The sequence below is a fragment of the Ruegeria sp. N11 genome (assembly GCF_056531525.1).
Map to the genome: position 1 here is coordinate 216637 of NZ_JBQFLX010000001.1, position 17274 is coordinate 233910.

Annotated in this window: 17 protein-coding genes; 5 read left to right on the top strand and 12 right to left on the bottom strand. The window is 58.6% G+C overall.

Features of this window, described 5'->3' with window-relative positions; genetic code table 11:
- Window position 1: 1 nt before the first annotated feature.
- The 4 genes from ACR0J8_RS01120 to scpA form a co-directional block, all read right to left on the bottom strand.
- Window positions 2-682: a molecular chaperone DjiA gene (locus tag ACR0J8_RS01120; RefSeq protein ID WP_170609951.1), complete on the bottom strand. Its 681-nt coding sequence runs from the start codon at window positions 680-682 to the stop codon at window positions 2-4.
- Window positions 683-727: 45 nt separating this feature from the next.
- On the bottom strand, window positions 728-1216 hold the full coding sequence (locus ACR0J8_RS01125) for an N-acetyltransferase family protein (RefSeq protein WP_480888728.1): 489 nt from the start codon (window positions 1214-1216) through the stop codon (window positions 728-730).
- On the bottom strand, window positions 1213-1809 hold the full coding sequence (locus tag ACR0J8_RS01130; RefSeq protein ID WP_480525706.1) for a VOC family protein: 597 nt from the start codon (window positions 1807-1809) through the stop codon (window positions 1213-1215). The genes ACR0J8_RS01125 and ACR0J8_RS01130 overlap by 4 nt, the downstream gene beginning before the upstream one ends.
- Before the next feature lie 109 nt (window positions 1810-1918).
- Window positions 1919-4045: a methylmalonyl-CoA mutase gene (gene scpA, locus ACR0J8_RS01135; RefSeq protein ID WP_480525705.1), complete on the bottom strand. Its 2127-nt coding sequence runs from the start codon at window positions 4043-4045 to the stop codon at window positions 1919-1921.
- Between the two features lie 165 nt (window positions 4046-4210).
- Here scpA and ACR0J8_RS01140 point away from each other — a divergent pair, with 165 nt between their 5' ends.
- Window positions 4211-4657, top strand: coding sequence for a DUF4174 domain-containing protein (locus tag ACR0J8_RS01140; protein ID WP_480525703.1), 447 nt, complete (start codon window positions 4211-4213; stop codon window positions 4655-4657).
- Window positions 4658-4733: 76 nt separating this feature from the next.
- Here ACR0J8_RS01140 and ACR0J8_RS01145 read toward each other — a convergent pair whose 3' ends face one another.
- Window positions 4734-6779 (bottom strand): ATP-binding protein, encoded by a 2046-nt coding sequence (locus ACR0J8_RS01145; RefSeq protein WP_480525701.1) that lies wholly within the window; start codon window positions 6777-6779, stop codon window positions 4734-4736.
- 117 nt (window positions 6780-6896) lie between these two features.
- On the bottom strand, window positions 6897-7100 hold the full coding sequence (locus ACR0J8_RS01150) for a hypothetical protein (protein ID WP_170609939.1): 204 nt from the start codon (window positions 7098-7100) through the stop codon (window positions 6897-6899).
- A gap of 203 nt (window positions 7101-7303) precedes the next feature.
- On the opposite strand from ACR0J8_RS01150, the gene ACR0J8_RS01155 reads away from it, so the two are divergent.
- Together ACR0J8_RS01155 and ACR0J8_RS01160 are read left to right on the top strand one after the other, a co-directional pair.
- Window positions 7304-7654, top strand: coding sequence for a hypothetical protein (locus ACR0J8_RS01155; RefSeq protein ID WP_480888731.1), 351 nt, complete (start codon window positions 7304-7306; stop codon window positions 7652-7654).
- A gap of 96 nt (window positions 7655-7750) precedes the next feature.
- On the top strand, window positions 7751-8902 hold the full coding sequence (locus ACR0J8_RS01160) for a DcaP family trimeric outer membrane transporter (protein ID WP_480888732.1): 1152 nt from the start codon (window positions 7751-7753) through the stop codon (window positions 8900-8902).
- A 74-nt stretch (window positions 8903-8976) separates the two neighbouring features.
- On the opposite strand, the gene ACR0J8_RS01165 is transcribed toward ACR0J8_RS01160, so the two are convergent.
- The 3 genes from ACR0J8_RS01165 to ACR0J8_RS01175 all read right to left on the bottom strand — a co-directional run bounded on the left by ACR0J8_RS01165 (window position 8977) and on the right by ACR0J8_RS01175 (window position 11589).
- Window positions 8977-9330 carry a hypothetical protein gene (locus tag ACR0J8_RS01165; RefSeq protein ID WP_170609935.1) on the bottom strand — a complete coding sequence of 118 codons (354 nt, stop codon included), beginning with the start codon at window positions 9328-9330 and terminating at the stop codon, window positions 8977-8979.
- 136 nt (window positions 9331-9466) lie between these two features.
- The gene (locus ACR0J8_RS01170) at window positions 9467-9835 is read right to left on the bottom strand and encodes a DUF6497 family protein (RefSeq protein ID WP_480525696.1); all 369 of its coding nucleotides are present in this window, start codon (window positions 9833-9835) and stop codon (window positions 9467-9469) included.
- Between the two features lie 221 nt (window positions 9836-10056).
- Entirely contained in the window at window positions 10057-11589 is a 1533-nt protein-coding gene (locus tag ACR0J8_RS01175) for an acyl-CoA carboxylase subunit beta (RefSeq protein WP_170609933.1), read from the bottom strand.
- Window positions 11590-11771: 182 nt separating this feature from the next.
- Here ACR0J8_RS01175 and ACR0J8_RS01180 point away from each other — a divergent pair, with 182 nt between their 5' ends.
- Both ACR0J8_RS01180 and ACR0J8_RS01185 read left to right on the top strand, forming a co-directional pair.
- Window positions 11772-12977 carry a multidrug effflux MFS transporter gene (locus ACR0J8_RS01180; RefSeq protein ID WP_480525695.1) on the top strand — a complete coding sequence of 402 codons (1206 nt, stop codon included), beginning with the start codon at window positions 11772-11774 and terminating at the stop codon, window positions 12975-12977.
- Between the two features lie 65 nt (window positions 12978-13042).
- Window positions 13043-14443 (top strand): helix-turn-helix domain-containing protein, encoded by a 1401-nt coding sequence (locus ACR0J8_RS01185; protein WP_480888735.1) that lies wholly within the window; start codon window positions 13043-13045, stop codon window positions 14441-14443.
- Window positions 14444-14528: 85 nt separating this feature from the next.
- Here the strand turns inward: ACR0J8_RS01185 and ACR0J8_RS01190 are convergent, their stop codons facing one another.
- The 3 genes from ACR0J8_RS01190 to betA all read right to left on the bottom strand — a co-directional run bounded on the left by ACR0J8_RS01190 (window position 14529) and on the right by betA (window position 17231).
- A complete protein-coding gene (locus ACR0J8_RS01190; protein WP_321252104.1) occupies window positions 14529-14768 on the bottom strand; it encodes a YdcH family protein in 240 nt (79 codons plus the stop codon).
- A 99-nt stretch (window positions 14769-14867) separates the two neighbouring features.
- Entirely contained in the window at window positions 14868-15488 is a 621-nt protein-coding gene (locus ACR0J8_RS01195) for a thermonuclease family protein (protein ID WP_480888737.1), read from the bottom strand.
- Window positions 15489-15572: 84 nt separating this feature from the next.
- Complete coding sequence (gene betA, locus ACR0J8_RS01200; protein WP_480888738.1) at window positions 15573-17231, bottom strand: choline dehydrogenase; 1659 nt, start codon at window positions 17229-17231, stop codon at window positions 15573-15575.
- Window positions 17232-17274: the final 43 nt, after the last annotated feature.

The window sequence follows — 17274 nt, forward strand, 5'->3', positions numbered from 1 at the left end:
TTCAGACCTTTGCACCGTTTATTTCGTCCCAGGCGCGGTTGATGTCGATCATCTTTTTCTCGGCCAGCCGGATTGCCTCCTCGGGCACGCCGCGCGCCATCATGGCGTCAGGATGGGTTTCGCGCACTAGCTTGCGCCAGATGTTGCGAATTTCGGTCAACGGCATGTCCCTTGTCACGCCCAGAACGGTATACGGATCGTTTGGGGCATCCGGCACGAACCGGGCGCGCAGCGCCAGAAACTGAGCGTCGGTTTGCCCGAATATCCGGCTGACTTCTTCCAGAAACTCGTTTTCGTTCGGGTGATAAAACCCGTCGGCCATGGCGATGTGAAACAGACCTTCCATCAGGTCGCACAACGTCGTGCTGTCTTCGTCAAACATCCGGGCGATCTTGCGGGCATAGTCCTGATAGCCGGCCACGTCGGTTCGGGCCATGTTGAACACCCGCGCCGCGCCTTCTTCGTCTTCGCGGGCAATCTGGAACACATCGCGAAAGGCTGTAACCTCGTCCCGCGTCACCTGCCCGTCTGCCTTGGCCATCTTGGCGCCCAGCGCGATCACAGCGATTGTAAAGGCCACCGACCTTTCGGGCGGTGAGCGCAGTTTTTCAAAAACGGCAGTCAGGCTTTCACCTTGTGCCAGTGCGCTCAGCGCATCGGATATACGGGTCCAGATCGACATGGCCGCACCCTAGCGCCACAAATCGCGCGTGTCAGGTGCGACAGATCAGTCCTGACCAATAATTTTCTGCATCAGTACCAGATCCAACCTGCGGCCCCATTTGCAGCCCACTTGGGGCATTCGTCCGACTTCGGCAAAACCGATGCGAGCGTGAAAGGCGATGGCCGCCGGATTTTCCGAGGAAATCCCCGCCACAAGCACGTGCACGCTCTCGGCCCGGGCCACCTCTTCCAACCGGCTCATCAACGTGCGGCCGATCCCCTTGCCACGTGCTGATGGAGCGAGTTGAATCGTGTGCTCGCGGCATTCGGCATACCCCGGCCCGGATCGGAACCGAGTATACGAAGCGAAACCGACAACCTCGCTATCCAGTTCAGCCACCAAAAACCCCGCACCGCGGGCTTCTATGTCGGCTGCAATTCCCGCGGCAGACCGCTCCTCGGATGTGAACGTAACCAGGGTATCCCTGATGATCGCGTTGGCAATATTCGCAATCGCCGGTGCATCCGCAATCTGTGCCTGCCGAACCCTCATTCCAGAACGCGACGTCCGTTTGGTGTCTCGAATTCAGCGCGCAGACCCGGCGGGCCCTGGTGAAATTCAACACCCTCGACCGGTCCGGTGCTTTGGGCAAGTTTCGCGGCTTCGGGATGGGACACCAGCAATCTCAGCAACCGGCAACCACTGGCCTGCAACATTCCCGCGGGGTGCAGATCGCCCTGCCACTGTATGAGTGCGGGATAGAGGTTGTCATAAGGCAGGCGCCCGGACGATGGCACGATCATGCGCCAGCGCAGCGCCCCGCGCTCCAGATCTGTCAGGTCGAACGGGCCACCTGGCATGATGGCCGCCTCGATATCCTTCACACGGCAGATCCAGTTGGTCAGGCGCGGTGCACCCTGAAACCGGTCCAGATCGAACCACCGGGTACGCTCAGGTTGCGCCGCATTCGGGTCAACGGCAATCGCTTCCAGATACAAGCCATCTTCAAGTCCGAGCAGCTTGTTATAAGTACCAAATTTCTCATGCTTGCCGCCTGTCTCAAGCTTGACCCCCAAGGCGTCCTCGACATGCGCGGCAGCAGCCTCCAGCGTTTCCCCTGCGACGGCCAGATGATCCAGTTCCATTTCCACCCCATCAAAAAAGGCAGCGCAGAAAACGCGCTGCCTTTCCCAGTAAAGCTGTCCTCGGACATCTGCGCCACAAGATTCTTCGTTGAAAAATCTTGTCTGGGCCTTACCCCTTGGCTTCGCCGATCAGGCGCAGAATATCCTGTGCCGCTTCGGGGATATTGGTGCCCGGGCCAAAAATCGCTTTGACGCCGTGGTCGTAGAGGAACTGATAATCCTGCTGTGGGATCACCCCGCCGCAGATCACGATGATATCCTCGGCACCGGCTTTCTTGAGTTCCTCGACCAGTTGCGGGGCCAGTGTCTTGTGGCCTGCCGCCTGTGAAGAAATGCCGACCACGTGGACGTCATTGTCGACGGCATCCTGGGCTGCCTCGGCCGGTGTCTGGAACAGAGGGCCAACGTCGACGTCAAACCCGATATCCGCAAAGGCGGTCGCGATCACCTTGGCACCCCGGTCATGACCATCCTGCCCCATCTTGACGACCAGCAAGCGGGGGCGGCGGCCTTCAGCCTCGGCGAAATCTTCGATGGATTTCTGGATCGCGGCAAAACCTTCGTCACCCTCATAGGCCGCTCCATAGACACCGGCCAGCGTTTTCACTTCGGCGCGGTGGCGGCCGAATTCCTTCTCCATTGCCATGCTGATCTCTCCTACGGATGCGCGGGCGCGGGCGGCCTCGACGGCGGCGGCCAGCAGGTTTCCGCCCTCTTGGGCAGTCTTCGTCAACGCGTCCAGCGCCTGTTGGCAGGCGGCCTCATCGCGGGTAGCACGGATGCGCTCCAGACGTGCAACCTGTGCCTCGCGCACGGCGACGTTGTCGACGTCGAGAATGTCGATCGGGTCTTCCTGTTCCTTGCGGTATTTGTTGACGCCGACGATCACCTCGTCACCCCGATCGATCATGGCCTGACGACGCGCAGCACTTTCTTCAATCCGAAGCTTGGGCATGCCGCTGGCCACGGCCTTGGTCATGCCGCCCATCTCCTCGACCTCTTCCATCAGGGTCCAGGCTTTTTCGATCAGCTCATTGGTCAGGCTTTCGACGTAGTAGGAACCCGCCAGCGGATCGACCACATCCGTCACGCCGGTTTCCTCCTGCAGGATCAATTGCGTGTTCCGCGCGATGCGGGCCGAGAAATCGGTCGGCAACGCAATCGCTTCGTCCAAAGCATTTGTGTGCAGCGACTGGGTGCCGCCCAAAACCGCGCTCATCGCCTCATAGGCGGTACGGATCACATTGTTATAGGGGTCCTGTTCCTGCAGCGACACGCCGGAGGTCTGGCAGTGGGTGCGCAGCATTTTCGACCGTTCGGACTTTGCCCCGAACTCGGTCATCACGCGGTGCCACAGGGTCCGCGCGGCACGCAGTTTGGCGGCCTCCATGAAGAAATTCATGCCGATGGCAAAGAAGAACGACAGGCGACCTGCGAACTTGTCCACGTCCATCCCGGCTTGCGTCGCGGCACGAACATATTCGCGCCCGTCAGCCAGCGTATAGGCCAGTTCCTGTACAAGGTTCGCCCCGGCCTCTTGCATGTGATAGCCCGAGATTGAGATCGAGTTGAACTTGGGCATCTCGTTCGACGTGTAATCGATAATGTCCGAGATGATCTTCATCGACGGTTCAGGCGGATAGATATAGGTGTTGCGCACCATGAACTCTTTCAGAATGTCGTTCTGAATGGTGCCGGACAAGACGGATTTGTCGTGGCCTTGTTCTTCGCCTGCAACGATGAAGCTCGCCAGAATCGGAATCACCGCGCCGTTCATCGTCATCGAGACCGAGACCTTGTCCAGCGGGATGCCGTCGAACAGAATCTTCATGTCCTCAACGCTATCAATGGCCACACCAGCCTTACCCACGTCTCCGACTACGCGCGGGTGGTCACTGTCGTAGCCCCGGTGTGTCGCCAGATCGAAGGCCACCGACACGCCCTGCTGACCGGCCGCCAGGTTGCGACGATAGAAGGCGTTCGACTCCTCGGCGGTGGAAAAACCGGCATATTGGCGGATGGTCCACGGACGGCCTGCATACATCGTCGCCTTCACACCGCGCGTAAACGGTCCAAAACCCGGCAAAGACCCCATATGCGGCAGTTCCGCCGTGTCCTCAGGCGTATACAGCGGTTTGACGTCGATGCCTTCCAGCGTCTCTTTGGTCAGATCATCCAACGGACGACCGCGCAGCTCTTTCTCGGCAAGCGCTTTCCAGTCCTTCGTGTCGGTCATTTCGATTTCCTCTTATCAATTCGGGGCGCGGCCGGTTTGCGACAGCACGCGTATGTTCAATCCCGCCCTTCAATCCGGCCCGGGCGCGGAAAATTGAGCGTTGAGTGCAAATCGCTGGTCGCAATCGCCTGCACAGTGGCTATATTCAGTGGAACAGGAGGCCATATGACACGCACGCTTGCCCTTGTTTTCTCGGCACTATTCCCGCTGGCCGCGCTGGCCGCCGATGGCACAGCACCAGCAGATGACAGTTTTGTCCGACCCGCTGGCGACAGCGAACTGGACGAGTTCCTATGGGTCAGCCGACCCATCGTTGTCTTTGCCGATACACCTGCCGATCCACGGTTCCAGCAACAGATCGACATGCTGCTGGAAGGTGAAGACGCCATGCGCGACCGCGACGTTATCGTGCTGACGGATACCGATCCCAAGGCGCGGTCGCCCATTCGGTCACAACTGCGCCCGCGTGGATTCCAGATGGTGTTTGTCGACAAGGACGGGGTGGTGAAACTGCGCAAGCCCAGCCCGTGGAGCGTGCGCGAGATTGGCCGCTCCATCGACAAGACCCCCTTGCGCGAACGCGAGATTCGCGACCGGCGCGAGGGCGGCTGAGCACTTTCGCCAAGCCCATTGGCCCCGGCGATGATCGCCGGTGGCCCTTGGAGATATGACAAAAGCGCAGCCATGGTCACTCGAATTCCATGATCACGTCGTCCACGGCGAGACTGTCGCCGGGACCTGCGTTGATCTTCGAGACCACGCCTTTTTTCTCGGCGCGAAGGATGTTCTCCATCTTCATCGCCTCGACGGTGCACAGCGCCTGACCTTCCTGAACTTCCTGCCCCACTTCGACGTCGATCTTCACGATCAGGCCGGGCATCGGGCACAGCAGCATTTTCGAAGTATCCGGCGGCAGTTTTTCCGGCATCAGCCTGGCCAGCTTGGCCTGACGCGGGGTGCGCACGTGCACCTTGATATCCGCGCCCCGGTTTCGGATGCGGAACCCGCCCGAAACCTTGCCCACCTTCAGCACCAATGGATTGCCATCCACATCCAGTACTGCCAGTTGATCACCTGGCGTCCAGTCTGAGGACACACGTTGCACGGTGCCATCTGCGAAGCTCACCGTTGAACCTTCAGGGTCGGCGGCAATTGTTGTGTCGAACTCCTGCCCCTGCAACGTCACCGTCCATTCGGTGCCAACCTTGCGTTCGTGGTTGTCCATCCGGCCCGATACGCGGGTACGGCGAATTTCGGCAACCCGGTGCATGGCAGAACACGAGGCCGCGATCCGCCGCAACTCGACCTCGGGCAGTTGAACCCCATCGAAGCCGTCTGGGTATTCTTCAGCAATAAACGCCGTGGTCATGTCGCCGCTGACGAATTTCGGGTGATCCATGACAGCAGACAGGAACGGCAGGTTGTGGCCGATGCCTTCAACCTCGAAACTGTCCAGCGCCACGCGCATCGCCTCAATCGCCTGCTCACGGGTTGGTGCCCAGGTGCAGAGCTTGGCGATCATCGGGTCGTAATACATGCTGATCTCGCCGCCCTCATAGACGCCGGTATCATTGCGCACTGCTGCCTCGCCCGAGGGGGCCTCACCCTGCCATTTGCCATTGACCAGCAACGGACCGGCTGCGACTTCCTGCGGCGGGCGATAGCGGGTCAGACGGCCGATCGACGGCAGGAAGTTGCGATACGGATCCTCGGCATAAAGACGGTTTTCGATCGCCCAGCCTGTCAGGGTCACGTCATCCTGCGTAATCGATAGCGTCTCACCTGCGGCCACCCGGATCATCTGTTCCACCAGATCGACGCCGGTGATCAGTTCCGTCACCGGGTGTTCCACCTGCAAACGGGTGTTCATTTCAAGGAAGTAGAAATTCTTTTCCCCATCGACGATGAATTCCACAGTGCCCGCACTGGCGTAGTTCACGGCCTTTGCCAGCGCGACCGCCTGTTCCCCCATCGCCTTGCGTGTTTCGGGATCAAGGAACGGCGACGGTGCCTCTTCCACCACTTTCTGGTTCCGGCGCTGGATCGAACATTCGCGTTCGCCCAGATAGATGCCATTGCCATGGCTATCGCACAGAACCTGAATTTCGATGTGCCGCGGCTGGGTCACGAATTTCTCGATGAATATGCGGTCGTCGCCGAAGGAATTGGCCGCTTCGTTCTTGGACGACTGGAAACCCTCGCGCGCTTCTTCGTCATTCCAGGCAATCCGCATCCCCTTGCCGCCACCACCGGCGCTCGCTTTGATCATGACGGGATAGCCGATGTCGTTCGAGATCTTGACCGCCTCGTCGGCATCTTCAATCAGGCCCATGTAACCGGGAACCGTCGAAACACCGGCGTCCTGCGCGATCTTCTTCGAGGTGATCTTGTCACCCATGCTTTCGATCGCACCCACCGGGGGGCCAACAAAAGCGACGCCTTCGGCCTCAAGCGCTTCGGCGAATTTCGAGTTCTCGGACAGAAAGCCATAGCCGGGATGGACCGCCTGTGCACCGCTTTGACGGATGGCATCCATCACTTTGTCGATCACGATGTAGGACTGGTTCGCCGGTGGCGGTCCGATATGCACCGCCTCATCCGCCATCGAAACGTGCAACGCGTTCTTGTCGGCGTCGGAAAAAATGGCGACCGTACCGATACCCATCTTGCGAGCGGTCTTGATGACCCGGCAGGCGATTTCGCCCCGGTTGGCGATCAGGATCTTTTTGAACATGAGACGTCCTTTGGCTTGGTGTTCTTGAAATGCAAAACGCCGCCGCAGGGGACTCCCCCCGCGACGGCGTTCTGCATGATGGCGGACGGGGCGGTACGCGCCCCGAAAAGCTCTGATTTAGTCGCAGGTGCCCTGCGACTTGCAATACAGCACGTTGCCCGCGGCACCGACCGCAGCGCCGACGACCGGGTTTGCGTCCAGAACGACCGCGCCCAGGGCGCCCGCTCCGCCGCCGATGACCGCTTGTTCGCCGGTGGTTTCGCCACAGGCCGCAAGGCCTGCGCAGGCCGCGACCACAAGGAAGATGCGTGAGGTTTGCATGGTTTCTGCCCCTTCAGATTTCTTGGTTTCCTTGCGGCCAGATGCCGGAAGCCCTCATTGTTATGCAATAACAACGGCGGCAACCAAACTTTTTGCGCAGTTTTTTGCCGCTTGTTGCCTACTGTCTGAGAAAAGAAAAACGCGGGCAGGATATTGTGGGGAACACAAGCCTGCCCGCGATAGGAAGGGGTACGGAATAGTAGGTGCTTGTGCGACGCAGGCAAAGTAGAGCCGCACGGCCCTTCCACAATGCACGGCACAATCCCGGCAGCAAACAAAGTATTGTTTCCACCCCGAATACCGGCTGGATTTTGCCCATCCTGCGTAATGCCGCGCAATTTCGCGCCGACAAGACCTTTGCCGTATCCATGTTTCAGCACACCGGAAGGTGTCACATTCCTGTTACAGACCCGGTTTCCAAGGGCGATTTGGCCAAATGGCAAATCACGAACGCGATGGAATTCGAAGGCCAAATTTTCTCTCGATTTCCGTGCGTTACGACCCTCTTTCACCCACCCGTGAAGGTGCTTGGGATTTCCCGCACGATTGCTTGAGAAATCGGGCCCATTTTGTCCCGTTGTCGTGATTTCCATCGGATTTTGGGACGTGGAACTGTGCTTGTGCACACTCGCATACAAGGAAATACCTAAATGATAATAAAGAGAAAAACGGCCCTTCTGCTCGCCGTCTCGGCGCTCGGATTCAGCGGATTGAAGGCCAACGCCCAGGATACCCAGACCCAGGCCGAACTGGATGCCCTGCGCGCCCGTGTCGAAGCGCTGGAGGCCGCCAAACCCGGTGCCGGGACTGGCGACCTGAAGATCGGCAATACCACTCTGGACGTCTACGGATATATCAAGGCCGATTTCTTCTACGACTTCGACTACGACCAGGGTGACACAGCCTTCGTAAACAACATCGGTGAGCCTGCAAACGAGACCAGTGGCACATTCGGCGCGACTGTTCGTCAGTCCCGAATCGGGCTGCGTACCAGCACGCCTTCCGGTATCGGCGAAATCGGAGGTCAGCTGGAACTGGATCTGTTCGCCTCGGGCGGAGCGGCTGAACTGCGCCTGCGCCATGCCAATATCACGATCGGAGACAGCTGGCTGATCGGTCAGTACTGGACCAATTTCCAGCCGCTGGACACCTATCCGACCTCGGTTGAATTCAACGGTCCTGTCGGCATACCTTTCGCTCGTGTCCCACAGGTGCGCTACTCCAATGCCCTTGGGTCCAACACCACATTCTCGGCTTCGATAGAAGAGAACGTCAGCGCGTCCAATTCGAGAGATCCTGTTTTCACCGGTGCCATCGAGTACGACGACGGAACATATATTGCCCGCGCGTCCGCCCTCTATGGCAAGGCCGAATCCGGCACGGTCGAAGTCGATCAGACAGGCTTTACCCTCTCGGGCTCGGTCCGGCCGTGGCAAGGCGGGCTGTTTCAGGTCAACTACGTCGACGGTGAGGCGCTTGGCCCCTACCTGATCGGCCTGGGCGATGCCATCGTCAACGGCCGGGCAAATGACGTCGACGGCTATACCATCGAGTTCCGCCAGGACATTGGTACGAAATGGAATGTCGGTATCGCCTATGGTCGCGAAGATTACGATCTGCCCACCTCGACTGGCACGTTGTCCTTCACCGAGCTCGAGACGATCCATGTGAACGCCTTTTACCAGGCAACCGACAACCTGACATTCAGCGCCGAATACTTCTTTGGCGAGCGGAACGATGCACCCACTGGCCGGACGTTTGACGGCGACCGGGTCCAACTGGCGGCGCAGTTGAACTTCTGACATCCCATACCGGCCCTGCCCGGCTTCGGGCAGGGTTTTCCCTTGGCGGATATGGGACATGGCGGCAAACACGATCAGCGCACCCCGTCGAAGATTTCAGGAAAAGAATGGCGCGCGACGTCCAGATCAATCACCAGCAACGCGTCGTAGCTGGCAGGGTCGAACGGGTCTTCTGCCGCAATTACTTCGCGCCCGAACAGCCAGCTCAGCCGCCCTGCGTCCAAATTGCCACGCTCAAACGGCTGGTCACCGAAATGTTCCCACAACGCTTCCATGAACGCCGCGTCCGCGCGCCGGTCCGCTGGTTTGCGATCCCGGAAACGCTCGCGCCGGGTCAGAGGCGTTACACCTTTGGGGTTGGCGCGCCGGATGACGAACTGGAAATCGGTACCGGACAGACGGCCGGGGAAACCACGATGTTTCAGCATACCTGAACCTCGGCCATCAACATGTTGAAAAAGAAACAGGACTTACATCCAACCAGAGCTGGTTTCATTGCGCGCACCTCCACGGTCGCCGGTTTTTTCTGAAACGCACTGATGTCATGAAAATCACCGATCATGATCAGAGCCCTTCCCAGATACACCGGGAATCCTCCAACCGGTAGGCCTCGAAAAACTGCGTTGCATCGGGCGCGGCATTACCGAATTCAGTGGCGCGGTCGGAAAAGGAAATCACGACGCGCACCGGCTCAAGTTCATGCTTCGCCACATAGGGAACCGCCAGGATTTCACAAAGATGCGCCATATCGGCCGACGCCACATCATAACCGATCCGCCCAACTGTCGAACCGATCTTGGGGGCAATGAAGCGAAACCTAAGCCACAATTCACCTGGGTTATTGTCCAGCAGAACATCGCTCAGCTCGACTGGCTGGCCTGACGGAACAGGCAAAAGGCTTTGGGCCAGTACTTCCGCAGGGGATGCAAGCAACGCGCCAGCTAAGACAAATGCGCGACCCCAGCCCCGCCAGTGGCAGGCTCCTCTCTCCGGGGTCGCGGGCGCAGCGTTGACACGCCGCGCTAATCTGTTTCTGGCTGGTTGTTCCATAAACCTGTTTCGGCCTCAAAGTCGGATTTTCAGCTTCGCAATCGTTCCGCCATCAAATTCGGCAGACCGTCGCCAATTCGAGGTGGGCCGCCCCACCCCGGCGATCAAAGCGGGATATTGTCGTGCTTTTTCCACGGGTTCTTCAGCTTCTTGTTCCGCAAACTCGCAAATGCGCGCGAGACACGGCGACGCGTAGAGTGTGGCATGATCACTTCGTCAATAAATCCGCGCTCGGCCGCGACGAAGGGATTGGCAAAGCGATCCTCGTAATCCTGTGTATGCTGCGCGATCTTGTCCGCATCGCCCAGATCGGCGCGGTGAATGATTTCGGTCGCGCCCTTGGCGCCCATCACCGCGATCTCGGCTGTCGGCCAGGCGTAATTGAAATCGCCACGCAAGTGCTTCGACGCCATCACGTCATAGGCTCCACCGTAAGCCTTGCGCGTGATGACGGTTACTTTCGGAACCGTTGCCTCGCCATAGGCGAACAGAAGCTTTGCGCCGTGTTTGATCACGCCGCCATATTCCTGGCTTGTGCCGGGCAGGAAACCCGGAACGTCGACAAGTGTCAGGATCGGAATTTCAAAACAGTCACAGAAGCGCACGAACCGTGCTGCCTTGCGTGAGCTGTCGATGTCCAGACATCCGGCCAGAACCATCGGCTGGTTGGCCACGACGCCAACGGTCTGCCCCTCAAGCCGGATGAAACCGGTGATGATATTCTTCGCGAAATCCTCTTGGATTTCGTAGAAATCACCCTCATCCGCGACCTTCGCGATCAGTTCCTTCATGTCGTAGGGCGTGTTCGGGTTGTCCGGAACCAATGTATCCAGCGAAGATTCAATGCGATCGGGTTCGTCAAAAAACGGACGCACGGGCGGCTTTTCGCGATTGTTGAGCGGCAGGAAATCAACCAGACGGCGCACTTCGGCCAGCGCCTCGACATCGTTTTCAAATGCACCGTCGGCAACCGAAGACTTCTTTGTGTGAGTAGACGCACCACCCAACTCTTCCGCCGTCACGACCTCGTTCGTTACGGTTTTGACAACATCGGGACCGGTCACGAACATGTAGGATGTGTCTTTGACCATAAAGATAAAGTCGGTCATCGCCGGGCTATACACCGCGCCGCCCGCACAGGGCCCCATGATTACGCTGATCTGCGGCACAACGCCCGAGGCCATGATGTTGCGCTGAAACACTTCGGCGTAGCCCGCCAGTGATGCAACACCTTCCTGAATACGCGCACCACCCGAGTCGTTGATACCGATCACCGGGGCTCCGTTCTGCACCGCCATATCCATGATCTTGCAGATCTTCTGTGCGTGGGTTTCAGACAGCGAGCCGCCAAAAACCGTGAAGTCCTGACTGAACACATAGACCATGCGGCCATTGATCGTGCCCCATCCGGTCACAACACCGTCACCCGCAGGTTTCTGATTTTCCATCCCGAAGTCGGTACAGCGATGGCTGACGAACATATCGAATTCTTCAAAGCTGTCTTCGTCCAGCAGCAACTCGATCCGCTCGCGTGCCGTCAGTTTGCCCCGCGCATGCTGCGCATCGATCCGCTTTTGCCCACCGCCCAGCCGCGCATCGTTACGGCGATCTTCAAGCTCGGAAAGGATGTCTTTCATGACGATAACCCCTGTAAAATTTGGCCGGACCTTATACGGAGTCATGCAAGGACCAAAGCAACTTTCGGCAAATTTGCAAACTATTGGCAATCAAGTCAGTGAATAGTGTAAATTTGCTAATTTTTCGATTGACGCTGCGAGGCCGATGGTAATCTCATCTGCGCCCCCTATACATGCACATCATGCAATTCAGCTCGACCTCGGTGCGCAGATCGCCGCCTTCAATCACAACACTGGTCATCCTATCGGGGCTTTCGGCCCTGAGCATGAATCTGTTTCTGCCCAGCCTGCCCAATATGGCGGAGTATTTTGAGACGGAATACCGGGTGATGCAGCTGTCGATTGCCCTTTACCTGCTGATAAATGCGGTGCTGCAGATACTGATCGGCCCGATAGCGGACAAGGCCGGGCGCAGGCCCGTTATGCTGTGGGGGCTCGGGCTTTTTCTGCTGGCGACTTTGGGCTGCATCTGTGCCCCGAATGTCGAGATTTTCCTGGCGTTTCGAATGTCTCAGGCCGTTGTCGTGGTCGGGATGGTCCTCAGCCGGGCCGCAGTTCGCGACCTTTACGAACAGGACAAAGCCGCCTCGATGATTGGATACGTCACCATGGGTATGGCGGTCGTTCCGATGATCGGTCCAGCAATTGGCGGCATCCTGGAAGAGGTCTTTGGCTGGAAAGCCAACTTCTGGTTTCCTTTTCTGGTCGGCGCTCTTGCGATTTGGCTGACTTATTCGGATTTCGGTGAAACCAGCATCAAAAGCGGCAAGACACTGTTGCAGCAGTTTCGGGAATACCCGGAACTCCTCACGTCTCCGCGGTTCTGGGGATACTCTCTGTCTTCCGCGTTTTCGTCTGGTGCGTTTTTTGCCTATCTCGGCGGCGCCCCCTTCATCGGAACCGAGGTCTTTGGCATGACCGCGGCAGAAATCGGCATCTATTTCGGCGCGCCAGCACTTGGCTATTTCTTCGGCAACTTCCTGAGCGGGCGCTACTCGGTGCGCTTTGGCATCAACAAGATGGTTCTGTGGGGAAGCTGGCTGAACGCGCTTGGTGTATTCCTGTCTGCTCTACTGTTCCTGGCCGGGTTGGGAACCGCCATCAGTTTCTTCGGGTTTATGACATTTGTTGGCGTCGGCAACGGCATGGCGATCCCCAATGCAACATCCGGCTCGCTGTCCGTTCGCCCCCATCTGGCCGCAACAGCATCCGGTCTGAGCGGAGCGATCATGCTTGGCGGCGGCGCAGCGCTGAGCGCACTTGCGGGCGCGCTTCTGACACAGGAAACCGGCGCAATGCCGTTACTTTGGCTAATGCTCACAACCGCGGTTCTGGCCATCGCAGCCATCAGCCTTGTCATTTGGCGGGAACGACAGCTGGGTCTTTGAACTTTCTTGCACGCAGCGGTTTGCAAAGTTAGCCTGCGCTGAAAGAAAAGTTGCAAAGACACGCCATGGCCACTCAAAAGCTCTATGCCGGCGCAAAGCTGCGCGAAATGCGCACGCGCCTGACCCTGACGCAAAAGGAATTCGCAACCAAGCTTGGCGTTTCCCTGCCCTATCTAAACCAGATGGAGAACAACAACCGACCGATCTCGACAACGGTTGTTCTGGCTCTGGCGCAAGAATTCGGGATGGATGTCACCGAGCTCAGCACCGGTGACAGCGAACGGCTGGTGTCGGATATGCGCGAAGCGCTCGCCGACCCGGTCTTCGACGACGCAATGCCCCCTCTTGCCGACTTGCGACTGACTGCATCGAACGCGCCGGCGCTAGCACGCGCCTTCATCGCGTTGCACCGCACGTATCGCCAGACGCACGAACGGCTGGCCTCGCTGGACGAGGCCCTGGGGCGCGAGGATTCCCGAATTCAGGCCAGCCCCTGGGAAGAAGTGCGCGATTTCTTCCACTATTGCGACAACTATATCGACGCTGTCGACCGGGCCGCCGAACGGTTTTCAACACGCGCGGAAGAAGCCGGAGGCATACGCGCCGCAGCCCTCAACAGCCTGTCCGAGCGGGGCATCCGTGTTGAGTTCACGGACATCTCGGAAACGCGCAAATATGACATAGCAAGCAAAACGCTTTCTCTGTCTTCACGCGCCGCGCCGCAAACGCAGGTCTTTCAGTTGCTGCTGCAGGTTGCGCTGATTTCTCAGGACAAACTGCTTGAAGCAACCCTGGATTTCGCCCGCTTCCAAAGTGACGAAGCCCGCGCCATCGCCAAAATCGGGCTTGCGAACTACTTTGCCGGGGCTTCCCTGATGCCCTACGGTGCCTTCTTGGCCGCCGCGCAAGAGGATCGCCACGATCTGGAATTGCTCAGCATCAGATTCGGCGCATCGATCGAACAGGTTGCCCACCGCCTGTCCACTTTGCAACGGCCCGGAGCCAAAGGCATCCCCTTCTTTTTTGTTCGCGTGGATCAGGCCGGAACGATCACCAAACGCCATTCAGCCACACGACTACAATTTGCGCGCTTCGGCGGCGCCTGCCCGCTGTGGAATGTCCACCGCGCATTCGAAACGCCAGGTCATTTCCTTCTTCAACTTGCCGAAACGCCGGACGGAGTGCGTTATATCTCCCTGGCACGCGACGTATCGAAATCCGGCGGTTCATTCGGAGCCCCGGTGCGCCGCTACGCCATTGCACTGGGGTGCGAAGTGCGTCACGCGCAGGCTCTGGTCTATGCCGAAAACCTGGATATCAGAAATGCCAGCGCCTATGAACCGATCGGGATTTCCTGCCGGATTTGCGAACGTCAAACCTGTCACCAAAGGTCCGTTCCCCCGCTGGAACGCAGGCTGACAATCGACGCCCATACCCGAGGAACGCTGCCCTACGAAGTCACCTGAAACTTTTCCCCGGGATCTTCATCTGGCAAAAAATATCCCGGGGGAGTCGCGGCCTGCCGCGACGGGGGCAGAGCCCCCAATTGGGTCAGTTTTTCGACAGGATCGCCCAGATTTCATCCTTCAAGGCCGCGCGCTTCTTGCGCAACTCAACTTCAGCCAGTTCCTCCATCGGCTCGACATTGGTCTCGGCCCGATGCACGGTCCGGTTGATCTCATGATATTCGTCCGACAGCCGGGCAAAATGCGCGTCGGACTGCTTGAGTTGGCTCATCGCATCGACTTTTTCCGGAAACTCTTCGGCCAGTTCATGTGGGGTGTGGGACATTCGTGTAAGCTCCTCGAAATGTTGTTGTCCCCACGGATAAACATGTTCCGGCGATACCGCTTTGACCCGGATCAAATTGGCGACATCTAAAGGCTGGATTCACCGCTTTGCAGGTCGCCAGCCCGCCAAACGTGCCGTCCTGGCGTCACAGAACCAACGCTCGCCCTTTGCCTTGTTGATCTTTGTCGCCGTACAGAAAGCCTGCCCGGGCATGTGGTAAATCTTTTCTCCACGAGCTGAGATATTTCCCTTGATCTGGCACGTTTCCTGCCGGGGCAAACCTGCAGTCCCGGCGCGGTGCACCCAGGGCACCTGAATCACTGTTGCGTGCAGACCCTTCTTTTCCGCCGCAGCCCTCTGTTCAAACGGCACAAATTCGCGGGAGTATTTGCGATACGCAAAGGCCAGCCCATCCTCAACCAGCGTAAGAGCTGCATCGCTCCCCGCTACATCACAACGAGCAACCACGCGGCCATACCTGTCCCGATCTATCGGTTCACAGAAGGCCGCTCGCCCATCGAACCTTTGTCGTGCAACCTGCGTTACCCACGCACCACAGCGCCATTCGACACCTTGCGCGTCACGACATGTCTGATCCAATTCGGGGGCGTCAATTCCAAACAGGCGAATCCTGACCCCACCGACATCCCACGTATCCGCGTCCACCACCCGCACAGTCCCGGTTGGCCGGTCAGCGGCCAGAACCATCTGCGGCAGCATCAGAACAAAATAAAAACAAAGTCTTAACATACCCCCGATATGCCCCTGACCAGCGGCGCATTCAACGGGGGATGTTAAGAAACGTTAACGCTGAGCAGTCTCCCACTCTGGATGGACCCATGGCCGGTCATTCGAACTGGGCAACGCATCCTTGCCCAGCAGGTGATCCGACATTTTTTCGCCCACCATGATCGATGGTGCGTTCAGATTCCCGTTGGTGATTTGCGGGAAAATCGAACTGTCCGCGACCCGCAGACCATCTACACCGATCACACGCCCCTGCGGGTCGACGACAGCGTTCTTGTCGTCTTTCCGCCCCATACGACATGTCCCGCAAGGGTGATACGCGCTTTCGGCATGTTCGGCGATGAATTCGTTCAATTCCTCGTCGGACTGAACGCTGGCTCCGGGCTGGATCTCTTTGCCCGCATAGGGTTTGAAAGCGTCCTGACCGAAGATCTCGCGGGTCAGGCGGATGCAGGTGCGGAAGTCCGCCCAATCCTCTTCGTGGCTCATGTAATTGAAGCGAATGACCGGCGCGTCCTCGGCACGGGCCGAGCGCAGCGTTATCGCCCCGCGCGAAGGTGAGCGCATGGGACCGACATGCGCCTGGAAACCATGCCCCTCGGCCGCGGTCTGCCCGTCGTAGCGCACGGCGATCGGCAGGAAATGATACTGGATATCCGGATACGGCACACCGGGTTTCGAGCGAATGAACGCAGCACTTTCAAACTGGTTCGAGGCACCCAGACCGGTTTTAGTGAACAGCCACTGGGCACCGATCAGCCCTTTGCTGAACAGGTTCCAGTGCTTGTACAGCGTGATCGGCTGCAGCGATGCCTGCTGGATATACAGTTCCAGATGATCCTGCAGGTTAGCCCCAACCCCGGGGCGATCCGCGACAACGCCGATCCCATGTTCAGCCAGATGTGCCGCGGGCCCGATACCGGACAACATCAGCAGCTTGGGCGAGTTTATCGAAGAAGCGGCCAGAACCACCTCACGCCGGGCGCGAATAATCTCCTTCTTGCCGCGTCGGACCAATTCGACGCCCATGGCGCGGCCGTTTTCCATTACGACACGTGTCGCAAGGCCACGCAGGATGTCGCAGTTATCCCGTTTGAGAGCTGGCTTCAGATAGGCATTCGCAGCAGACCAGCGCCGTCCTTTCCAGACGGTCTGCTCCATCGGGCCGAACCCTTCCTGCTTTTCACCGTTATAGTCGCCGGTAACCTGGTATCCCGCCTGTTGCCCAGCATCGACAAAGGCCTGGAACAGTGGGTTTTCGCGCGGGCCACGCGACACGTGCAGCGGCCCGTCAGTGCCGCGCCACGTCGGATCGCCCCCATGCCCGCCATCGTGCCAGGATTCCATTCGTTTGAAATACGGCAGGACATCCGCATAGGACCACCCATCAGCGCCCATTTCCGACCAGGTGTCGTAGTCATGGGCATGACCGCGTACATAGACCATACCGTTGATCGACGACGATCCGCCGATCACCTTGCCGCGCGGACAGGCCAGCCGGCGGTTGTTCAGATGCGGCTCGGGTTCGGAACTGTAGCCCCAGTCATAGCGCGACATGTTCATCGGATAGCTGAGTGCGGCGGGCATCTGGATGAACGGTCCCGCATCGGTGCCACCATGCTCGATCACCAGGACCGAAGCCCCGGCCTCGCTGAGGCGATAGGCCATCGCGCACCCTGCGGATCCTGCACCCACAATGACAAAATCTGCTTCCATTTTCAGGTCTCCTGTTCCCGCCGGGCCAAGGTCTTTCGTTGAA

Excerpts from the sequence above, each read along its gene's own strand:
- ACR0J8_RS01150 (WP_170609939.1), bottom strand. The coding sequence starts at position 7,100 with ATGCAAACCTCACGCATCTTCCTTGTGGTCGCGGCCTGCGCAGGCCTT.
- ACR0J8_RS01130 (WP_480525706.1), bottom strand. The coding sequence starts at position 1,809 with ATGGAACTGGATCATCTGGCCGTCGCAGGGGAAACGCTGGAGGCTGCT.
- ACR0J8_RS01125 (WP_480888728.1), bottom strand. The coding sequence starts at position 1,216 with ATGAGGGTTCGGCAGGCACAGATTGCGGATGCACCGGCGATTGCGAAT.
- ACR0J8_RS01120 (WP_170609951.1), bottom strand. The coding sequence starts at position 682 with ATGTCGATCTGGACCCGTATATCCGATGCGCTGAGCGCACTGGCACAA.
- ACR0J8_RS01160 (WP_480888732.1), top strand. The coding sequence starts at position 7,751 with ATGATAATAAAGAGAAAAACGGCCCTTCTGCTCGCCGTCTCGGCGCTC.
- ACR0J8_RS01165 (WP_170609935.1), bottom strand. The coding sequence starts at position 9,330 with ATGCTGAAACATCGTGGTTTCCCCGGCCGTCTGTCCGGTACCGATTTC.
- scpA (WP_480525705.1), bottom strand. The coding sequence starts at position 4,045 with ATGACCGACACGAAGGACTGGAAAGCGCTTGCCGAGAAAGAGCTGCGC.
- ACR0J8_RS01180 (WP_480525695.1), top strand. The coding sequence starts at position 11,772 with ATGCAATTCAGCTCGACCTCGGTGCGCAGATCGCCGCCTTCAATCACA.
- ACR0J8_RS01185 (WP_480888735.1), top strand. The coding sequence starts at position 13,043 with ATGGCCACTCAAAAGCTCTATGCCGGCGCAAAGCTGCGCGAAATGCGC.
- ACR0J8_RS01145 (WP_480525701.1), bottom strand. The coding sequence starts at position 6,779 with ATGTTCAAAAAGATCCTGATCGCCAACCGGGGCGAAATCGCCTGCCGG.
- ACR0J8_RS01195 (WP_480888737.1), bottom strand. The coding sequence starts at position 15,488 with ATGCTGCCGCAGATGGTTCTGGCCGCTGACCGGCCAACCGGGACTGTG.
- ACR0J8_RS01175 (WP_170609933.1), bottom strand. The coding sequence starts at position 11,589 with ATGAAAGACATCCTTTCCGAGCTTGAAGATCGCCGTAACGATGCGCGG.
- betA (WP_480888738.1), bottom strand. The coding sequence starts at position 17,231 with ATGGAAGCAGATTTTGTCATTGTGGGTGCAGGATCCGCAGGGTGCGCG.
- ACR0J8_RS01140 (WP_480525703.1), top strand. The coding sequence starts at position 4,211 with ATGACACGCACGCTTGCCCTTGTTTTCTCGGCACTATTCCCGCTGGCC.
- ACR0J8_RS01190 (WP_321252104.1), bottom strand. The coding sequence starts at position 14,768 with ATGTCCCACACCCCACATGAACTGGCCGAAGAGTTTCCGGAAAAAGTC.